This is a genomic window from Streptomyces sp. NPDC031670, from assembly GCF_055580545.1.
This window is the reverse complement of the sequence record NZ_JBVILC010000020.1, coordinates 116,586-131,548: the sequence shown is the minus strand read 5'-3', so window position 1 is coordinate 131,548 and position 14,963 is coordinate 116,586. Positions and strand designations below refer to the sequence as shown.

Annotated in this window: 10 protein-coding genes; 7 read left to right on the top strand and 3 right to left on the bottom strand. The window is 74.1% G+C overall.

Features of this window, described 5'->3' with window-relative positions; genetic code table 11:
- The first annotated feature begins 176 nt into the window (after positions 1–176).
- The 6 genes from ACZ5ID_RS29675 to ACZ5ID_RS29650 all read left to right on the top strand — a co-directional run bounded on the left by ACZ5ID_RS29675 (position 177) and on the right by ACZ5ID_RS29650 (position 7,852).
- On the top strand, positions 177–2,555 hold the full coding sequence (locus ACZ5ID_RS29675; RefSeq protein WP_468903925.1) for a DUF3492 domain-containing protein: 2,379 nt from the start codon (positions 177–179) through the stop codon (positions 2,553–2,555).
- Positions 2,552–4,219 carry a hypothetical protein gene (locus ACZ5ID_RS29670; RefSeq protein ID WP_468903913.1) on the top strand — a complete coding sequence of 556 codons (1,668 nt, stop codon included), beginning with the start codon at positions 2,552–2,554 and terminating at the stop codon, positions 4,217–4,219. Before ACZ5ID_RS29675 ends, ACZ5ID_RS29670 begins: the two co-directional genes overlap by 4 nt.
- An 82-nt stretch (positions 4,220–4,301) precedes the next feature.
- A complete protein-coding gene (locus tag ACZ5ID_RS29665; RefSeq protein WP_344075203.1) occupies positions 4,302–5,273 on the top strand; it encodes an NAD-dependent epimerase/dehydratase family protein in 972 nt (323 codons plus the stop codon).
- A complete protein-coding gene (locus ACZ5ID_RS29660; protein WP_468903909.1) occupies positions 5,261–6,010 on the top strand; it encodes a spherulation-specific family 4 protein in 750 nt (249 codons plus the stop codon). Before ACZ5ID_RS29665 ends, ACZ5ID_RS29660 begins: the two co-directional genes overlap by 13 nt.
- Before the next feature lie 63 nt (positions 6,011–6,073).
- Positions 6,074–7,252, top strand: coding sequence for an adenylyltransferase/sulfurtransferase MoeZ (gene moeZ / locus ACZ5ID_RS29655; protein WP_406553501.1), 1,179 nt, complete (start codon positions 6,074–6,076; stop codon positions 7,250–7,252).
- A gap of 126 nt (positions 7,253–7,378) precedes the next feature.
- Positions 7,379–7,852: a hypothetical protein gene (locus ACZ5ID_RS29650; RefSeq protein WP_468903906.1), complete on the top strand. Its 474-nt coding sequence runs from the start codon at positions 7,379–7,381 to the stop codon at positions 7,850–7,852.
- Positions 7,853–7,893: 41 nt separating this feature from the next.
- Here the strand turns inward: ACZ5ID_RS29650 and ACZ5ID_RS29645 are convergent, their stop codons facing one another.
- The 3 genes from ACZ5ID_RS29645 to ACZ5ID_RS29635 all read right to left on the bottom strand — a co-directional run bounded on the left by ACZ5ID_RS29645 (position 7,894) and on the right by ACZ5ID_RS29635 (position 14,150).
- Positions 7,894–9,474 carry an alpha/beta hydrolase gene (locus ACZ5ID_RS29645; protein WP_468903904.1) on the bottom strand — a complete coding sequence of 527 codons (1,581 nt, stop codon included), beginning with the start codon at positions 9,472–9,474 and terminating at the stop codon, positions 7,894–7,896.
- A 140-nt stretch (positions 9,475–9,614) separates the two neighbouring features.
- A complete protein-coding gene (locus ACZ5ID_RS29640) occupies positions 9,615–11,180 on the bottom strand; it encodes an alpha/beta hydrolase (protein WP_468903902.1) in 1,566 nt (521 codons plus the stop codon).
- A gap of 81 nt (positions 11,181–11,261) precedes the next feature.
- On the bottom strand, positions 11,262–14,150 hold the full coding sequence (locus tag ACZ5ID_RS29635; protein WP_468903900.1) for a lysylphosphatidylglycerol synthase transmembrane domain-containing protein: 2,889 nt from the start codon (positions 14,148–14,150) through the stop codon (positions 11,262–11,264).
- Between the two features lie 233 nt (positions 14,151–14,383).
- Between ACZ5ID_RS29635 and ACZ5ID_RS29630 the strand changes: the two genes are divergently transcribed.
- Entirely contained in the window at positions 14,384–14,827 is a 444-nt protein-coding gene (locus tag ACZ5ID_RS29630; RefSeq protein WP_468903923.1) for an MGMT family protein, read from the top strand.
- Positions 14,828–14,963 lie beyond the last annotated feature (136 nt).

The following is a 14,963-nucleotide window of genomic DNA, read 5'->3' as shown; positions in this document are numbered from 1 at the left end:
CCCCCCCCCCCCCCCCCCCCCCCCCCCCCCCCCCCCCCCCCCCCCCCCCCCCCCCCCCCCCCCCCCCCCCCCCCCCCCCCCCCCCCCCCCCCACCGCCGTATCCGCTTACGTTCTTCCCGCTGCGAGTCGCCTGTGCAACGGCGACCGCCCACCAGGGAGATCGGGGGTGCGTACTTTGCGGATCGGACTGCTCACCGACGGCGGCTACCCGTACACGACCGGCGAGTCCGGGTCGTGGTGCGACCGGCTCGTGCGCGGGCTCGCGCGGCACGAGTTCGACATATACGCGCTGAGCCGCACCGCGGCCCAGGAGGAACGCGGCTGGGTGGCCCTGCCACCCCAGGTGCGCCGGGTGCGCACGGCCCCGCTGTGGGGCGCGGAGGAGTGGGGAAGCAGCCGCACGCGCTCCCAGCGGACCCGCCGCCTCGGCCGCCGCGAGCGCGACCGGTTCGCCATGTGCCTGCGCGAACTGGCCGGGGCGATCTGCGTGGCCGGGGCAGACGGCGAGGGTGGTCTGTCCGGAGCGCGGGCGCGGGACGGGGGGCCGGCAGGCGGCCCGGGGCAGCGGCCGGGCCGCGGCGCACCGGCCTCCGCCGACGCCCGCGGGCCCGGTCGGGACGGCGGCCCGGAGGCGCTCACGGTCGCCTTCGAGACCGTCGCCGGTGGCGGCCCCGGCGCCGCCGCCGCCCCCACGAGCGGGTCCTCCCGGTTCGCCGAGGGCCTGTACGGGCTGGCCGACCTCGCCCTGGAGTCCGACGGACTGCCCACCGCCCTGCGCTCCGAGACGGCCGTGCGCGTCCTGGAAGCCGCCTGCCGCACCCCCGGCGCGAGCCGCGCGGTGCAGTCCGCGCGCGTCCCCGACTACCTCGCCTTCGCCGAAGTGCTGGAGCGCGCCCTGCGCCCCCTCTCGCTCGACTGGTACGACGCGGCGGGCCTCGGCGACGTCGACCTCTGCCACGCGGCCGGAGGCGGCTGCGCCGCCCTCCCGGGACTGCTGGCCAAACGCTTCTTCGGAGTTCCGCTGCTGGTCACCGAGTACGGGGTGCGGCTGCGCGCCCAGTACCTCGCGGCGGGCGACGCGCGCGTACCGGTACGGGCGCTGACGGCGGCGTTCCACCGGCGGCTCGCCGCCGAGGTGTACGAACGGGCCGCGCTCATCACCCCCGGCAACACCCACACCCGCCGCTGGCAGGAGAAGTGCGGCGCCGACCGCGCCAAGGTGCGCACGGTGTACCCCGGCATGGCCGCCGACCGCTTCCAGTCGGTGGGCGAGGGCGCGGACGGCGGCGACCCCACCACCCTGGTCTGGGTCGGCCGGATCGACCCGACCAAGGACCTCATCGCCCTGCTGCACGCCTTCGCGGAGGTCCGTCGCGCGGAACCGGACGCCCGCCTGCGGATCTTCTACGCGGGCCGGGCCTCCGGGACCGCTCAGGGCACCCGGCTCCCCGGGCCCGGCCCGAGCCCGTACGCGTACGGCGACGCGCCGGGCGCGGGGCGCGGCGGGTGCGGGACGGATGCGGTCGACGGGGACGGCGGCGAAGCCTGGGACGCCCGCGGCCCCGGCCTCGGCTCGGCGGGGTACGGACCCGGCACGGGCCGGGTGGTGCACGGCGGGGACGCGTTCGACGGGGCGGCGTCCGATGGCGGAGCCCAAGGGGCCGGCGGCGGGGCCAGGGGGTTCGGCGGGAGACGTTTGCGCAGGTCGGGGTGGGCGGCTGGGGCCGAGCACGCGGACGGTTGCGGAGCGGGTCCCGGCGGTGCGGCCGGTTCCGGACACGCGGCTGGTTCCGGTCACCCGGCCGGTACCGCTTATGAGGCCGGTCCGGCGTACGCGGCCGACTCGGTCCACGGCGCCGGCCCGGGGCACCTGGGCGGATACGGTGACGCCGTCCACGGGTTCGGCGCCCCCGCCTCCTCCCTCTCGCCCGAGTCCGCCGCCTACCTCGCCCACTGCCGCGCCCTGGCGGCCCAGCTCTTCCCCGACGAGGCCGTGGACGCGCACGCGGTCGGGGACAACCCGGTCTCCTTCGAGGAGATCGGCGGCCCGGGCGCGCCGGAGCTCGCCGACGCGTACGCCAGCGGTGGCGTCGTCGTCCTCTCCAGCGTCGTCGAGGGCTTCCCGGTCAGCCTGGTGGAGGCGATGTTCTGCGGCCGGGCCACGGTCTCCACGGACACCGGCGCGGTGGTCGAGGTCATCGGCGGTACGGGGCTCGTGGTCCCGCCGCGCAACCCCCGTGCGCTCGCGGACGCGTGCGTGGCGCTGCTGCGCGACCCCGAACGGCGTGCGCGGCTCGGCGCCGCCGCCCGGGCCCGGGCGCTCGAACTCTTCACCGTCGAGCAGAACATCGCGGCATTTCGCGGCATTTACCTGGAGCTCATGTCCCACTGCCCGGTCCGGCGGGACGCCGTGGACGAGAGCGGCGACCCGGTGCCGTTCGCCCACCCGGCCGAGGCCCACATCCCCGGCAGCTGGACCGCCCTGACTAGCTCGGTCCCGTCCGGCCTCGGCCGCCGTTCCGGCGCCGCCCATGCCGAGGGGGCGCCCCGATGACCCTCCCGCCGACGACCCGCCCGGCGGACGGCCCCGCCGACAACGACATCCCGCGCGCCCCCGAGAGCGCGGGCGCCTGGGACATCCGCTCGGAAGCCCTCCTCGCCGAACCGGCCCCCCGGCGCCCCACGGCCGTACGTGGCCAGCGCCTCCCGATCCGGAGACCCGACACGGGCGCACGCAAGGGGAGTTCGCCGAACCCGGCGGATTCTGTGGACAGGGCGAACTCTGTGGACAGGGCCGAGCCTGTGGGCCTGGACGAGCGGGCGGGGCTGGCCGAGCCTGTGGGTCTGGACGAGCCGTGGCACGGGGCCGCGGTTGCAGCGGACACCGCCGCCTTGCGGGATACGGCGTTCCTGCCGGACACACCGGTCCCGCCGTGCAGCGCGGCACCGGCCGCCCCCGCGAACTCCGCCCGCCCCGCGCCCGCTTCCCCGTGGGACAACCCGGCGGACGAGGACGGCCCGGAGCCGCCGACGTCCGGCGCTTCCGGGGCGTGCCAGGAGCCCCCCGCCTCCTCCCGGCGGCCCCCGACCCCGGGCCGGCCCCCGGCGACGGCCCCCCGTCCCCGCCCCCGCAGAGGCCCCGCCGACCCCGTCAAGGCGCTCATGCACCGGCACCGCGACCTGTGCGAGCGGGCTGTCGACCCGCTGGAGATCGCCGCCGGGCTCGAAGCGCACGGGGTGACCGACCGGACCGCCGCCCGCTTCCGGCACCGGGACGTGTTCTCGCTCGCCGAGGAGCTCTACGCGCGCGTACCGCGCGGCACCGAACCGCCGCGCCTCGACCGGGAACCCGCGCCCCGACCCGCCGGGCGGGCATTCCGGGTACTGCGGGCGCTGCTGCCCGGCGCCCTGTGCGCGCTCACCGTGACGGCGGCCCGGCTCACCGTCGGCGGCGCGCGCCCCGCAGTGATCGCCGCCGGAGCCGCCGCCGTCGGCGCCGCCCTCGCGTACGCCGTCCGGTGCGGCCCCCTGCGGACCGGACGCGGCGCCGGAGTGCCGTGGGCGCTCTGGCTCGCCCTCTACGCCGTCGCGGGCAACGGCCTGCTGGACGCGCTGGTCGCGGGCGGCCCGGACGGCGGCCCCGGCGCCCCCGACGGCTGGGGCGCCGACCCGGCGGCGGCCGTCGGCCTCGCCCTGGCCGTCGCCCCCGCCGGCTGGTGCGCCCGCCTCTTCGCCGTACGCGCCCGGCGCGGCCTCGCCACCAGCCGCGGCCTGCGGGAGTTCGCCGACCGCTCCCGCCCCCTGCTGCTCGGCACGGTCGCCCTGTTCCTGACCGCGCTGACCGCCGCCCTGCTGACCGGCCGACTCGCGTACGGGCACGGCTCGTTCGCATCCGCCGCCGCGCCCGGCGCCCTGCTCTTCCTGGCGCGGCTGCTCGCCCTGCACGGCCACGCACCCGCCGCCACCGCGGCGCTGCGCGCGGCGGCCTGCGCGGAGGCCGCCGCTCTCGCCCTGGTGCTCTCCGGCCGGCTGCCCGGCTGCGGCGCCCTCGCCCGCCCGGTGACCGCCGCCGTCGGGGCGGGCGGCGCGGGAGCCGTCCCGGCGGCCGTCTGCGGCGCCGCCGCCCTCGTCCTGCTCGCCCGGGCCACCGCGGTCCTCGCCCGCGCCTCGGCCCACTCCGTACCCCCACCGACCCCCGCACAGCACCGCACGCGCTGAAGCGCGTGCATGCCCGAAGGAGAACGAGACACATGACCACCCTGCCCCCGGCCTGCCGCCGACAGCACGGAAAGGCCGTGCGATGAGGGTGCTACTGCTCGGTGCCAACGGATACCTGGGCCGTTTCGTCGCCGACCGCCTGCTCGCCGACCCGGCCGTGCAGCTCACCGCTCTCGGACGCGGCGACGACGCCGACGTACGGTTCGACCTCGCCTCCGGCAGCCCGGGAGCCCTCACCCGCTTCCTGGACGCCGTCCACCCCGGGGTCGTGATCAACTGCGCCGGTGCCACCCGGGGCGGCGCCCGCGAACTGACCCGGCACAACACCGTCGCCGTCGCCACCGTCTGCGAGGCACTGCGCCGCAGCGGCTGCGGCGCCCGGCTCGTCCAGCTCGGCTGCGCCTCCGAATACGGTCCCTCCCAGCCGGGCTCCTCCACCGCCGAGGACGCCGTACCGCGCCCCGGCGGCCCGTACGGCGTGAGCAAGCTCGCCGGGACCGAGCTGGTCCTCGGCTCCGGTCTGGACGCCATCGTGCTGCGGGTCTTCTCCCCGGTCGGGCCCGGCACCCCCGCCGGGTCCCCGCTCGGCCGCCTCGCCGAGGCGATGCGCCGCGCCATGCAGTCCGGCGACGGGGAACTCAAGCTCGCCGGCCTCGGGGTGCAGCGCGACTTCGTCGACGTCCGCGACGTGGCCCGGGCCGTGCACGCCGCCTCCCTCTCGGCCGCCCAGGGCGTCGTCAACATCGGGACCGGCCGCTCGGTCAAGCTGCGCGACGCCGCCGCCGTCCTCGCCCGGGTCGCCGGGTACGGCGGCGCGCTGCACGAGCTGGACGCCGGCCCCGGCCTGCGCCCGGGCGTCATCGGCGCGCCCCGCCCGTCCGCCGACGCCGTCATGGAGCATCTGGCGGCGCCCCCCGCCCCGTACCCCGACGGCTGCGGCAGCTGGCAGCAGGCCGACGTCCGCACCGCGCGCGACCGGCTCGGCTGGCGGCCCCGGATCAACCTGGAGGAGTCCCTCGCCGACATCTGGATGGAGGCGGCGTGCCGCATCTGACCCGCACCGGCACCCCGCGCGCGGCGACCTCGGGGCGGCTCGGCTTCGGCGTCCCCGGCTGCGCGCACCCCCTGGTCGCCCCGGTCGAGTGGGCCGAGCTGACCCGCCCCGGCACACCGCTGCACTGGGCGGTCCTGAACGTCGCGAACGGACCGGGCACCCTGCCGGACCCGCACTGCCTGGAGGCCGCCGGAAAGCTGCGCAACGCGGGCATCCGCGTGCTCGGCCACCTCGACACCGCGTACGGCACCCGGCCCTTCGGGCAGCAGATCTCCGACGCGCACCGCTTCCTCGACTGGTACCGCGTCGACGGCTTCCTGCTGGACCGCTGTCCCACGGACCGGGACGCCCTGCCCGCGGTGCGGCGCACGGTGTCCACCCTGCGGGCCCTGCGCGAGGGCGCCCATCTGGTCCTCGGCCAGGGCGCCCACCCGTACCCGGGCTACGCGGAGAGCGCCGACCAGCTGGTCACCTTCAGCGGTCCGTGGAGCGAGTACCGCTGGTCCCAGGTGGCCGAGTGGACCGCCGACCACCCGGCGGAGCGCTTCTGCCACTTCGTCCACGGAGTGCCCCGCACCCATCTCGACGAGGCGCTGCGGATCGCCCGCTGGCAGGGCGCGGGAACGATCTACTTCACCGACCGCGGTGACGGCGGCGGACAAATGAATCCATTTGAGACGCTGCCCGGCTACTGGGACGAAATCGTCTCGCGTATCGGACCAGGTATCTCGGAATGAGAAGTGGCGTGGCAGTGTTACGGAGAGAACAACCGTACTGACATACCGACCGACGGAGATTCCGTGTCGCTGCCACCCTTGGTCGAGCCGGCTGCCGAGCTCACCGTAGACGAGGTCCGCAGGTACTCGCGTCACCTGATCATTCCCGATGTCGGGATGGACGGGCAGAAGCGGCTGAAGAACGCCAAGGTGCTCTGTGTGGGCGCCGGCGGCCTCGGCTCGCCGGCTCTGATGTACCTGGCCGCCGCCGGTGTCGGCACGCTCGGCATCGTCGAGTTCGACGAGGTCGACGAGTCGAACCTGCAGCGCCAGATCATCCACAGCCAGGCGGACATCGGCCGTTCCAAGGCCGTCTCCGCCAAGGACTCGGTGCTCGGCATCAACCCGTACGTGAACGTGGTCCTGCACGAGGAGCGGCTTGAGGCCGACAACGTGATGGACATCTTCAGCCAGTACGACCTGATCGTCGACGGCACGGACAACTTCGCCACCCGCTACCTCGTCAACGACGCGTGCGTGCTGCTGAACAAGCCGTACGTATGGGGTTCGATCTACCGTTTCGACGGCCAGGCCTCGGTCTTCTGGTCCGAGCACGGTCCCTGCTACCGCTGCCTCTACCCCGAGCCCCCGCCGCCGGGCATGGTGCCCTCCTGCGCCGAGGGCGGCGTCCTGGGTGTGCTCTGCGCGTCCATCGGCTCCATCCAGGTCAACGAGGCGATCAAGCTCCTCGCGGGCATCGGCGAGCCGCTCGTCGGCCGACTGATGATCTACGACGCCCTGGAGATGCAGTACCGCCAGGTGAAGGTCCGCAAGGACCCCGACTGCGCGGTCTGCGGCGAGAACCCGACCGTAACCGAGCTCATCGACTACGAGGCCTTCTGCGGCGTCGTGTCCGAGGAGGCCCAGGAGGCTGCGCTCGGCTCGACCATCACTCCCAAGCAGCTCAAGGAGTGGATCGACGCCGACGAGCAGATCGAGATCATCGACGTCCGCGAGCCGAACGAGTACGAGATCGTCTCCATCCCGGGCGCCCGGCTGATTCCCAAGAACGAGTTCCTGATGGGCAACGCCCTCCAGGACCTGCCGCAGGACAAGCGCATCGTGCTGCACTGCAAGACGGGCGTCCGCTCGGCCGAGGTGCTCGCGGTCCTGAAGTCCGCGGGCTTCGCGGACGCGGTCCACGTCGGCGGCGGCGTGATCGGCTGGGTCCACCAGATCGAGCCGGAGAAGCCCGTCTACTGATCCTGGTCCCGTCCCGTAGGACATTTGTCCTGCGGGACCGAGGACGGTCATCTCTGCCGTGGTCGGTGCCCCCTGAGCGAAGCTTCTGTCTGTCAGCAGGAGAGCGCACGCGAAGGGGGCACTGTGATGAGCACGGTGGCAGTGGAGAACCAGGTCCTTACGATGACGGCCGAGGTCCGGACGGAGACCGCGGCACCGGCGCACAGCGCCCCGCAGCCGGAGATCAAGGGCCTCCCCACCTGGTACTTCCCGCTGGTCGGCTGCTTCGCCGGGATCTTCGACATCGCCCGCGCCTACCCGGTCGTCTACTGGCTGATCCCGGTCGTGGCCGTCGTGAACATCGCCCTCACGTTCACCGTCCTCAGGGCCCGCATGCGCTACATGAAGGCGCTCTGGAAGAACAAGCGCACCCGCCTGCTGGCCCTCGGGCTGCTCGCGCTGCGCTTCGCGGTCCGCTTCGGTCTCGGCCTCGCCAGTCTCGCGATGGGCGCGGCGAGCGGAAGCCTCGTCGTCGGCGTCGTGATGGCGGTGCTCGGCACGGCGATGGCGTGGGGCGACCAGTGGCTGATCCTGCGCACCCTCAAGCGCGCCCGCGCCTGACGGCCGTCCCGCCGGGCCGGAGCCCGGCGCCGCCCGGTCCGTCAGGACGAGCAGACGGTCCCGTCCGCCGGCACCCTGCCCTCCAGCAGATACGCGTCGACGGTCCGCCTCACACAGGTGTTGCCCTGCGTGTACGCGCCATGGCCCTCGCCCTTGTTGGTCAGCAGCACCCCCACTCCGGGGCCCAGCTTCCGCGCCATCTTCCTCGCGCCCTCGTACGGGGTCGCCGGGTCGCCGGTGGTGCCCACCACCAGGACCGGCCCCGCCCCCGGAGCGCTCGCCTCCGGCACGTCCCGCTCGCCCGGCACCGGCCAGTTCGCACACCAGCCGGCCGTGTCCCAGGCCAGGAACTCCCCGAAGACCGGCGATATGCGACGGAACTCGGGCAGCAGCGCCTTCGCCTGCGCCGCGGTCGGCCGGACCTTGCTGTCGTCGCAGGAGATCGCCCGCTGCGCGTGGCTCTGCGTTCCGTAGTGCCCGTCCTTGGACCGGTCGTTGTACGAGTCGGCCATCACGAGCAGCAGATCGCCGGTGCCGCGCTCCCGCACTTCCGCGAGCGCCCGGGTGAGGTAGGGCCAGTTCTCCTTGGAGTAGAGGGGCATGACGATGCCGGTCAGCGCGAGGGTCTGGCTGAGCTCGCGCCCGCTCGATGTCGGCAGCGGCCGTTCGTCGAGCCGCGAGAGCAGCTCCGCGATCCGCCGGGTGCCCTGCTTCGGGTCCTGGCCGGTCGACTTCAGGTAGTCGTCGAGCGCCCGCTGGAAGCCGGTGGCCTGGTTGCGGGCGTGGCCCACCGCGTCGGCGGTCGGGTCGACCACCGCGTCCAGCACGGTGCGCCCCACCTGGCGCGGGAACAAGTGGGCGTAGGTGCCGCCCAGTTCGGTTCCGTACGATATTCCGAAGTAGTTGAGCTTCGTGTCGCCGAGGACCTGGCGGAGCAGGTCCATGTCCCGGGCCGCGTTGCTCGTCGAGACGTACGGCAGGACCTTCCCGGAGCGGCGTGCGCAGCCCGCTCCGACATCGGCGCCGTCCTTGAGGAAGGCCGCCTCCTCGGCCGCGGTGTCCGGGGTGGCGTCGATCCGCCGCTCGGCGTCCGCCTGCTCCCTGTCGTCGCGGCACACCACGCCGGAGCTCTTGGCGACGCCGCGCGGGTCGAAGCCCACCAGGTCGTAGCGGGAGTTGAGGGAGCTGTAGGTCTTCGCGGCCCGGGGCAGGATCTCGACGCCGGAGCCGCCGGGTCCGCCGAAGTCGAAGAGCAGCGAGCCGATCCGCTTGTCCTTGTCGCGGGCCTGTTTGCGCACGAGCGCGAGGGAGATGGTGTCACCGGCCGGTCTCGTGTAGTCCAGCGGCACCTTGACCTCGGCGCACTGCCATCCCGGGCTCGTACACGAACTCCACTTCGGCCGCTGCCCGGTGAGCGCTTCGGGAAGCGCCGGCGCCTTGGCGTCGGAGCCCGGCCGGGGCGCGGCGGAGACTGTGCTCGTCGGCGCGGCGCCCGTGTCCGGACCCTTCCCGCCGGAGTCGCAGCCCGCCAGGAGCCCGGCCACCAGCACGGCGACGACCGCCGACGCTCCTGCCCGCGCACGTACCCACCCACGTACCCGCGCACGTACGAAACTGTTCATGGACGCCCCCCACGGGCCCGCCGCGGACCGGCACGTCAGGCCGGTCCGGTCCGCGGAATCGGAACAAGCGAATCACGTCCGGTCATCGTAGGCGGGCCCACTGACAACGCCTTCGCGAGTCCGCCCGCACGGCCCCGGAGCTACTTGCAGACCGTGCCGGCCGCCGGGGCCCTGCCGTCCAGCAGATAGGTGTTCACCGCGTCCTGCACGCACTTGCTGCCGCTGTTGTACGCGCCGTGGCCCTGCCCCTTGTACGTCAGCTCCACCCCGACGCCCGCCCCGAGCTTCTCCACCATGTGCCTGGCGCCCTCGTACGGCGTGGCGGGGTCGCCGGTGTTGCCGACGACGACGATGGGGGCAGCGCCGGGCGCGCTCACGTCGGGGGTGCTCCACTGGCCCGGCACGGGCCAGGCGGTGCAGCTGATCAGGCCCCAGCCGAGGAAGTCACCGAAGACGGGGGACGCCTTGCGGAACTCGGGGAGTCTGGCCTTCGTTTGGTCCACCGAGTAGCGGTCCTTGAAATCAGCACAGTTGATGGCGGTGTTGGCCGCCTGGATGTTGCTGTACGTGCCGTCCTTCGCCCGGCCGTTCATCGCGTCGGACAGGGCGAGCAGCAGGGAGCCGTTCCCGCCCTGCGCCTCGTCGACGCCCTGCTCCAGGAGCTGCCAGTACTCCTTGGAGTAGAGGGCCTGGGCGATGCCGTTGGTGGCCTCGGTCTGCGTCAGCATGCGGATGCCGCTGCCCGGGATGGGCTGCTTGTCGAGATCGGCGAGGAGCTTGACGACCCCGGCCTCGACCTCCTTCACGTTCGCCCCGGACAGCTGGCACTTGTCGCCCCGGTCCACACAGTCCTGGGCGAAGTTGTCGAGGGCGAGCTGGAAGCCCTTGGCCTGCCCGAGCGCGCCCTGCTCGGCGGTGCTGGTGGGGTCGACGACGGCGTCGAAGACGGCCCGGCCGACGTTCTTGGGGAACAAGTGGGCGTACACCCCGCCCAGTTCGGTCCCGTAGGAGATGCCGAAGTAGTACAGCTTGTCGTCGCCCAGGACCTGGCGCATCAGGTCCATGTCGCGCGCGGCGCTGGTGGTGCCGACATGGGGCAGGACCCGTCCCGAGTTGGACTGGCAGGTCGCGGCGAACGCCTTCATGTGCCCGGTGAGGGACTTCTCCTCGGCCGCGTCGTCGGGGGTGAAGTCCTGGGCGAAGTAGCGGTCGAGCTGGTTGTCGTTCTCGCACTGGACGGGGGCGCTGGAGCCGACCCCGCGCGGGTCGAAGCTCACCAGGTCGTAGCGGGCCCTGAGCTTGTCGTAGTCGCCCGCGGCGGAGGGCAGGGTGGTCACCCCGGAGCCGCCCGGCCCGCCGAAGTTGAAGATCAGCGACCCGATGCGCCTGCTCTTGTCGAGGGCCTCGGCCCGGATGAGCGCGAGTTCGACGGACCCGGCGCCGGGCTTGTCGTAGTCGAGGGGCACGCGCATGGTGGCGCACTTCCACTCGCCCCCGCCGGGCGGCGGCGAGGGCGCGTCCCCGGTCCCCTCCGCCTGGGAGGGCGCGCCGCACTTCTTCCAGGTCAGTTTCTGGGAGGCCAGCGACGAGGCCTTGGCCGGGGACGACTCCCCGGTCCCGCTGTCGGAGCATCCGGTGGCGGCGAGCAGCAGCGCGGCGGCGGCGGTGGCGAGAGAGGCGGCACGCGGGGCGGCGGGGTTCTCCATGCTCCCCATCGTGGGCCCGTCAGCCGTGGCCCGCGCGAAACCGCAGGCCATGCGGGTGGCAGGGCCATGCACCGGGCACCGTCAGAGCTCGCCCCTGCGGGTCAGGTAGTTGAAGCACAGCCACCCCGGCAGCACCGGCAGCCAGAACGTGAGCAGCCGGTAGAGCAGCACGGCCGAGGCGGCCGTCTCGGCCGGCAGGCCCGCGATGGTCAGGGCCGTGGAGAGCGCCAGCTCCACCGCGCCGACACCGCCCGGCGTCGGGGCGGCCGAGCCCAGCGCGTTGGCGGTGAGGAAGACGACCGCCACGCTCGCGTAGCTGAGCGAGTTGGTGCCCGACCCGAAGGCCCGGATGGAGGCGTCCAGGCACATCACGAAGGTGCCGGTGATCAGCAGTATGCCGCCGAGGCCGGTGAGCAGCTTCTGGGGCCGCTGGAGCACGTCCAGCATGCGCGGCACCACACCGGCGAACAGCGACCGGACCCGGGTGACGACGAACTTCCTCAGGAAGGGGATGGCGGTGACCACCAGGATCAGCACGGCGGCCGTCAGCAGCCCCGCGATCACGGTCCGGGAGGGGGAGAGGTCGGGGGTCTTCTCGGTGCCCGTCACATAGCCGAACACCAGCAGCAGTGAGATGTGCGAGGCGAGCCCGAAGAGCTGGGAGGCGCCGACGCTGGCCACCGCGAGGCCCGGGCGGACCCCGGCGCGTTGGAGGAACCGGGTGTTGAGGGCCACGCCGCCGACCGCCGCCGGGGCGACCAGCTTCACGAACGAGCCCGCGACCTGCGCGATCACGGCCCGCGCGAACGGCACCTTCTCGGGGACGAAGCCCAGCAGGCTCGCCGCCGCCGCCGGGTAGGAGAGCGCCGAGAAGAGCACGGCCGCCGCCACCCAGCCCCACTGCGCGTTCGCGACGAGATCGCCGAACTTGATGTGGGTGATCTGCACCAGCAGGTAGTACGCGGCGATGGCCCCGGCGACGAACGTCAGCAGCGTCTTCACCTTGATGCGCTCCAGGCGCACCGGCTCCACCGGCGCCTGCGGCCGGATCAGCAGCACCTGGGCGCGGATCTGGGTCAGCAGATCCTCCTCGCGCGCGTTCTCCAGCGCCTCGTCGATGGCCTCCTTCTCGGCCTTCTTCTCGGCGCGGACGGCCTTGTTCTCGGCCCGTACGGCCTTGCGCTCGTCCCCGGCGGCGAGCGGCTGCTCCTCGGGGACGGTCGCCGTGGCGGCCTCGCGCTGCCTGGCCTGAGCCGCCTCGGCGGCGCGCGCCTCCTTGGCCGCGAGCGAGGCCTCGATGACGGCCTCGCGCTCGCGCTGCGCCTGCTCGCGCGCCAGGCGGCGCAGCGTCGCGCGCGTGGAGCGGGTCAGCGCGATCGGCTGGAGCAGCGGCAGGCTGTCGGCGACGGTGTCGGGGCCGAGCACCTCCACCGCGGCGGCGACCGCGCGCTCGGCGCCGACCCGCAGCCCCAGGGTGACCAGGAGCTGGGCGATGTCCATGCGCAGGACCACGTCGCCGGCCGCGATCTCGCCGCCGCGCAGATCCGTGAGGACGACCGTGCCGGAACGATCCACCAGGATCGCGTCGCCCGCCAGCCGGCGGTGGGCGATGCGCCGCGACTGCAGCGCGCGCACCTGCCGCCAGGCGCTGCGCATCAGGTCGTCGGTGATCTCCTTGTCGTCCAGCGAGTCCAGGGAGCGTCCCCCGGTGTGCTCGTACACCAGCATCACGGCGTCCGGGCCCAGCTCGGAGGTGGCGATGAGCTTGGGCGCGTGGGCCCCGGCGGCGATCGCCGCGTAGGCGAGCAGCGCCTCCTGCTCCAGGGCCTGGCGCAGTGACTGGATGGAGCGCCGGGTGGTGATGGAGCGCAGGGTCAGCCGCCGCCACACCCGGTAGAAGAAGCCCTGCGCCTGCTGTTCGCGGTCGACGACGGTGACGTCGAGCGGCGGCGCGTCCTCCAGGGTGACGAAGTAGCGCCGCCCCCGGTCGCCCTGCTCCATGGAGTCCGGGACGTCCTCGGCGCGCATGGCGGTGAGCGGCCGGAAGCCCACGTTCCGCAGTCCGGCCAGGAGGGTCTGGCCGGTGGGCCGGACATTGGGCGAGCCCACCGCGTACAGCGTTCCGTACGCCACGGTCCAGCCGATCAGGACCGTGACGAGGATCGAGAAGGCGGTCGTCTGGCCGCCGACCAGTACCGCGAAGGAGTTGAGCAGCAGGACCGCCCAGAGCGCGACCCGCCAGCGTGGCCGGCGGGCCATGCCGACGGCCGTCATATAGGCGATGACCGGGGCGAGATAGCCGTGCACGGGGTCGGTGAGACCGCCCGTGCCGGACTGCTGGGTGAGCGCGCTGGTGATCGACTCCGGCGCGGACTTGGCCACCCACAGATCGGTGGCGAGGGCGGCGCCGTGGGCGAGCACGGCCGCGAGCACACCGTCCGCGATGCGCAGCCCGTCGCGTTTGATCAGCCGCTCGATGGCGAAGGCGACCGGCAGGATCAGCACGGCGATGGAGGAGACCAGACCGGCCAGCCGGATCAGGACGTCCGGCGCCTGGTCCGAGCCCTTGCTGATGTCCTGTTCGAGGCCCGAGGTGGTGTGGTGGGCGATGGCGGCGATGGTGAGCACGATCGCGATGGCCAGCACACCGCTGATCAGCCGTACGAGGTCGGAGGGGCGGTGCACGCGCGCGGGGAGCAACGGCTCGTCCACGGAGACACGCTCGATGGTGCCCGCGCTCTCGCACGCCTCGAAGTCCTTCCGCGCCCCCCCGTGGGGCGCGGAGACGGCCGTCGCGCCCGAGGGCGGCACCGACGCGGTCCTGGCGCCGGTCGCGGAGGAGGGCCTGGCCGGACCCTGGGGCTCCGCTTCCGGGCCGGACGCGGAGGAGACCTTCGCGCCGGAAGCGGGTACGTCGGACCGCGCCCCCGTCTCCGGGGTGCTGCCGGCCGCCGCTTCGGGTGGCTGCACGCCCCGCTCCTTCGCCGTCTGGTCCGCTGTCTCGCCGCTCTGGTCTTCGGTCTGCTCTTCGTGCTCTCGTATCACCGGTCACCGCCCGGATGATGGTGGCATGACCGGCACCCGGCGGGAGGCATCAGGGTGCGCCGGGGGGACGTACGCCGTGCGGCGCGCGCCTGCCGCCCCTGGTGCGCGCGGTCGGCGGGAGTCCGCTTCCGGCCGCACTGTCGGTGGCGTACGGCAGGATGGACCGGGTGAGCGATGAGCTGCCGGAACTCCCGGAGTATGCCGAAAGGGTGCTGGACGTCGCCGAGCAGATCCCGCCCGGCCGGGTGATGACGTACGGGGACGTCGCCGAGTGGCTGGGTGAGGGCGGACCCCGCCAGGTCGGCCGCGTCATGGCGCTGTACGGGGCCGCCGCGCCCTGGTGGCGCGTGGTGCGCGCGGACGGCGCGCTGCTGCCCGGCCACGAGCTGCGTGCCCTTGGTCACTACCGGGAGGAGTCCACGCCGCTGCGCGGGGCGGGCCGGGCCGCCGAGGGGCATCTGCCGCGCCTCGACATGCGCCGCGCGCGCTGGGACGGCGGCGAGCGGGGCCCCAGGGGCCGTTCCGGGGACGCCGAGGACATGGCGGGGACCGCGCGGACGGGCGCGGAACACGAGGTCGGCGGCGAGGCGGCTCATATCTGACAGCTTCGGCCATCGGCCGCCACCGGGGGCGACCGCAGGCCCGTACGGATGACTCGCTGCGTCCCGGCCGCGCTTCGGCGTACCGTCGACAGTCGGCACGGCCCCCGTCCGCACCCTCATCACCAGCACACCCACC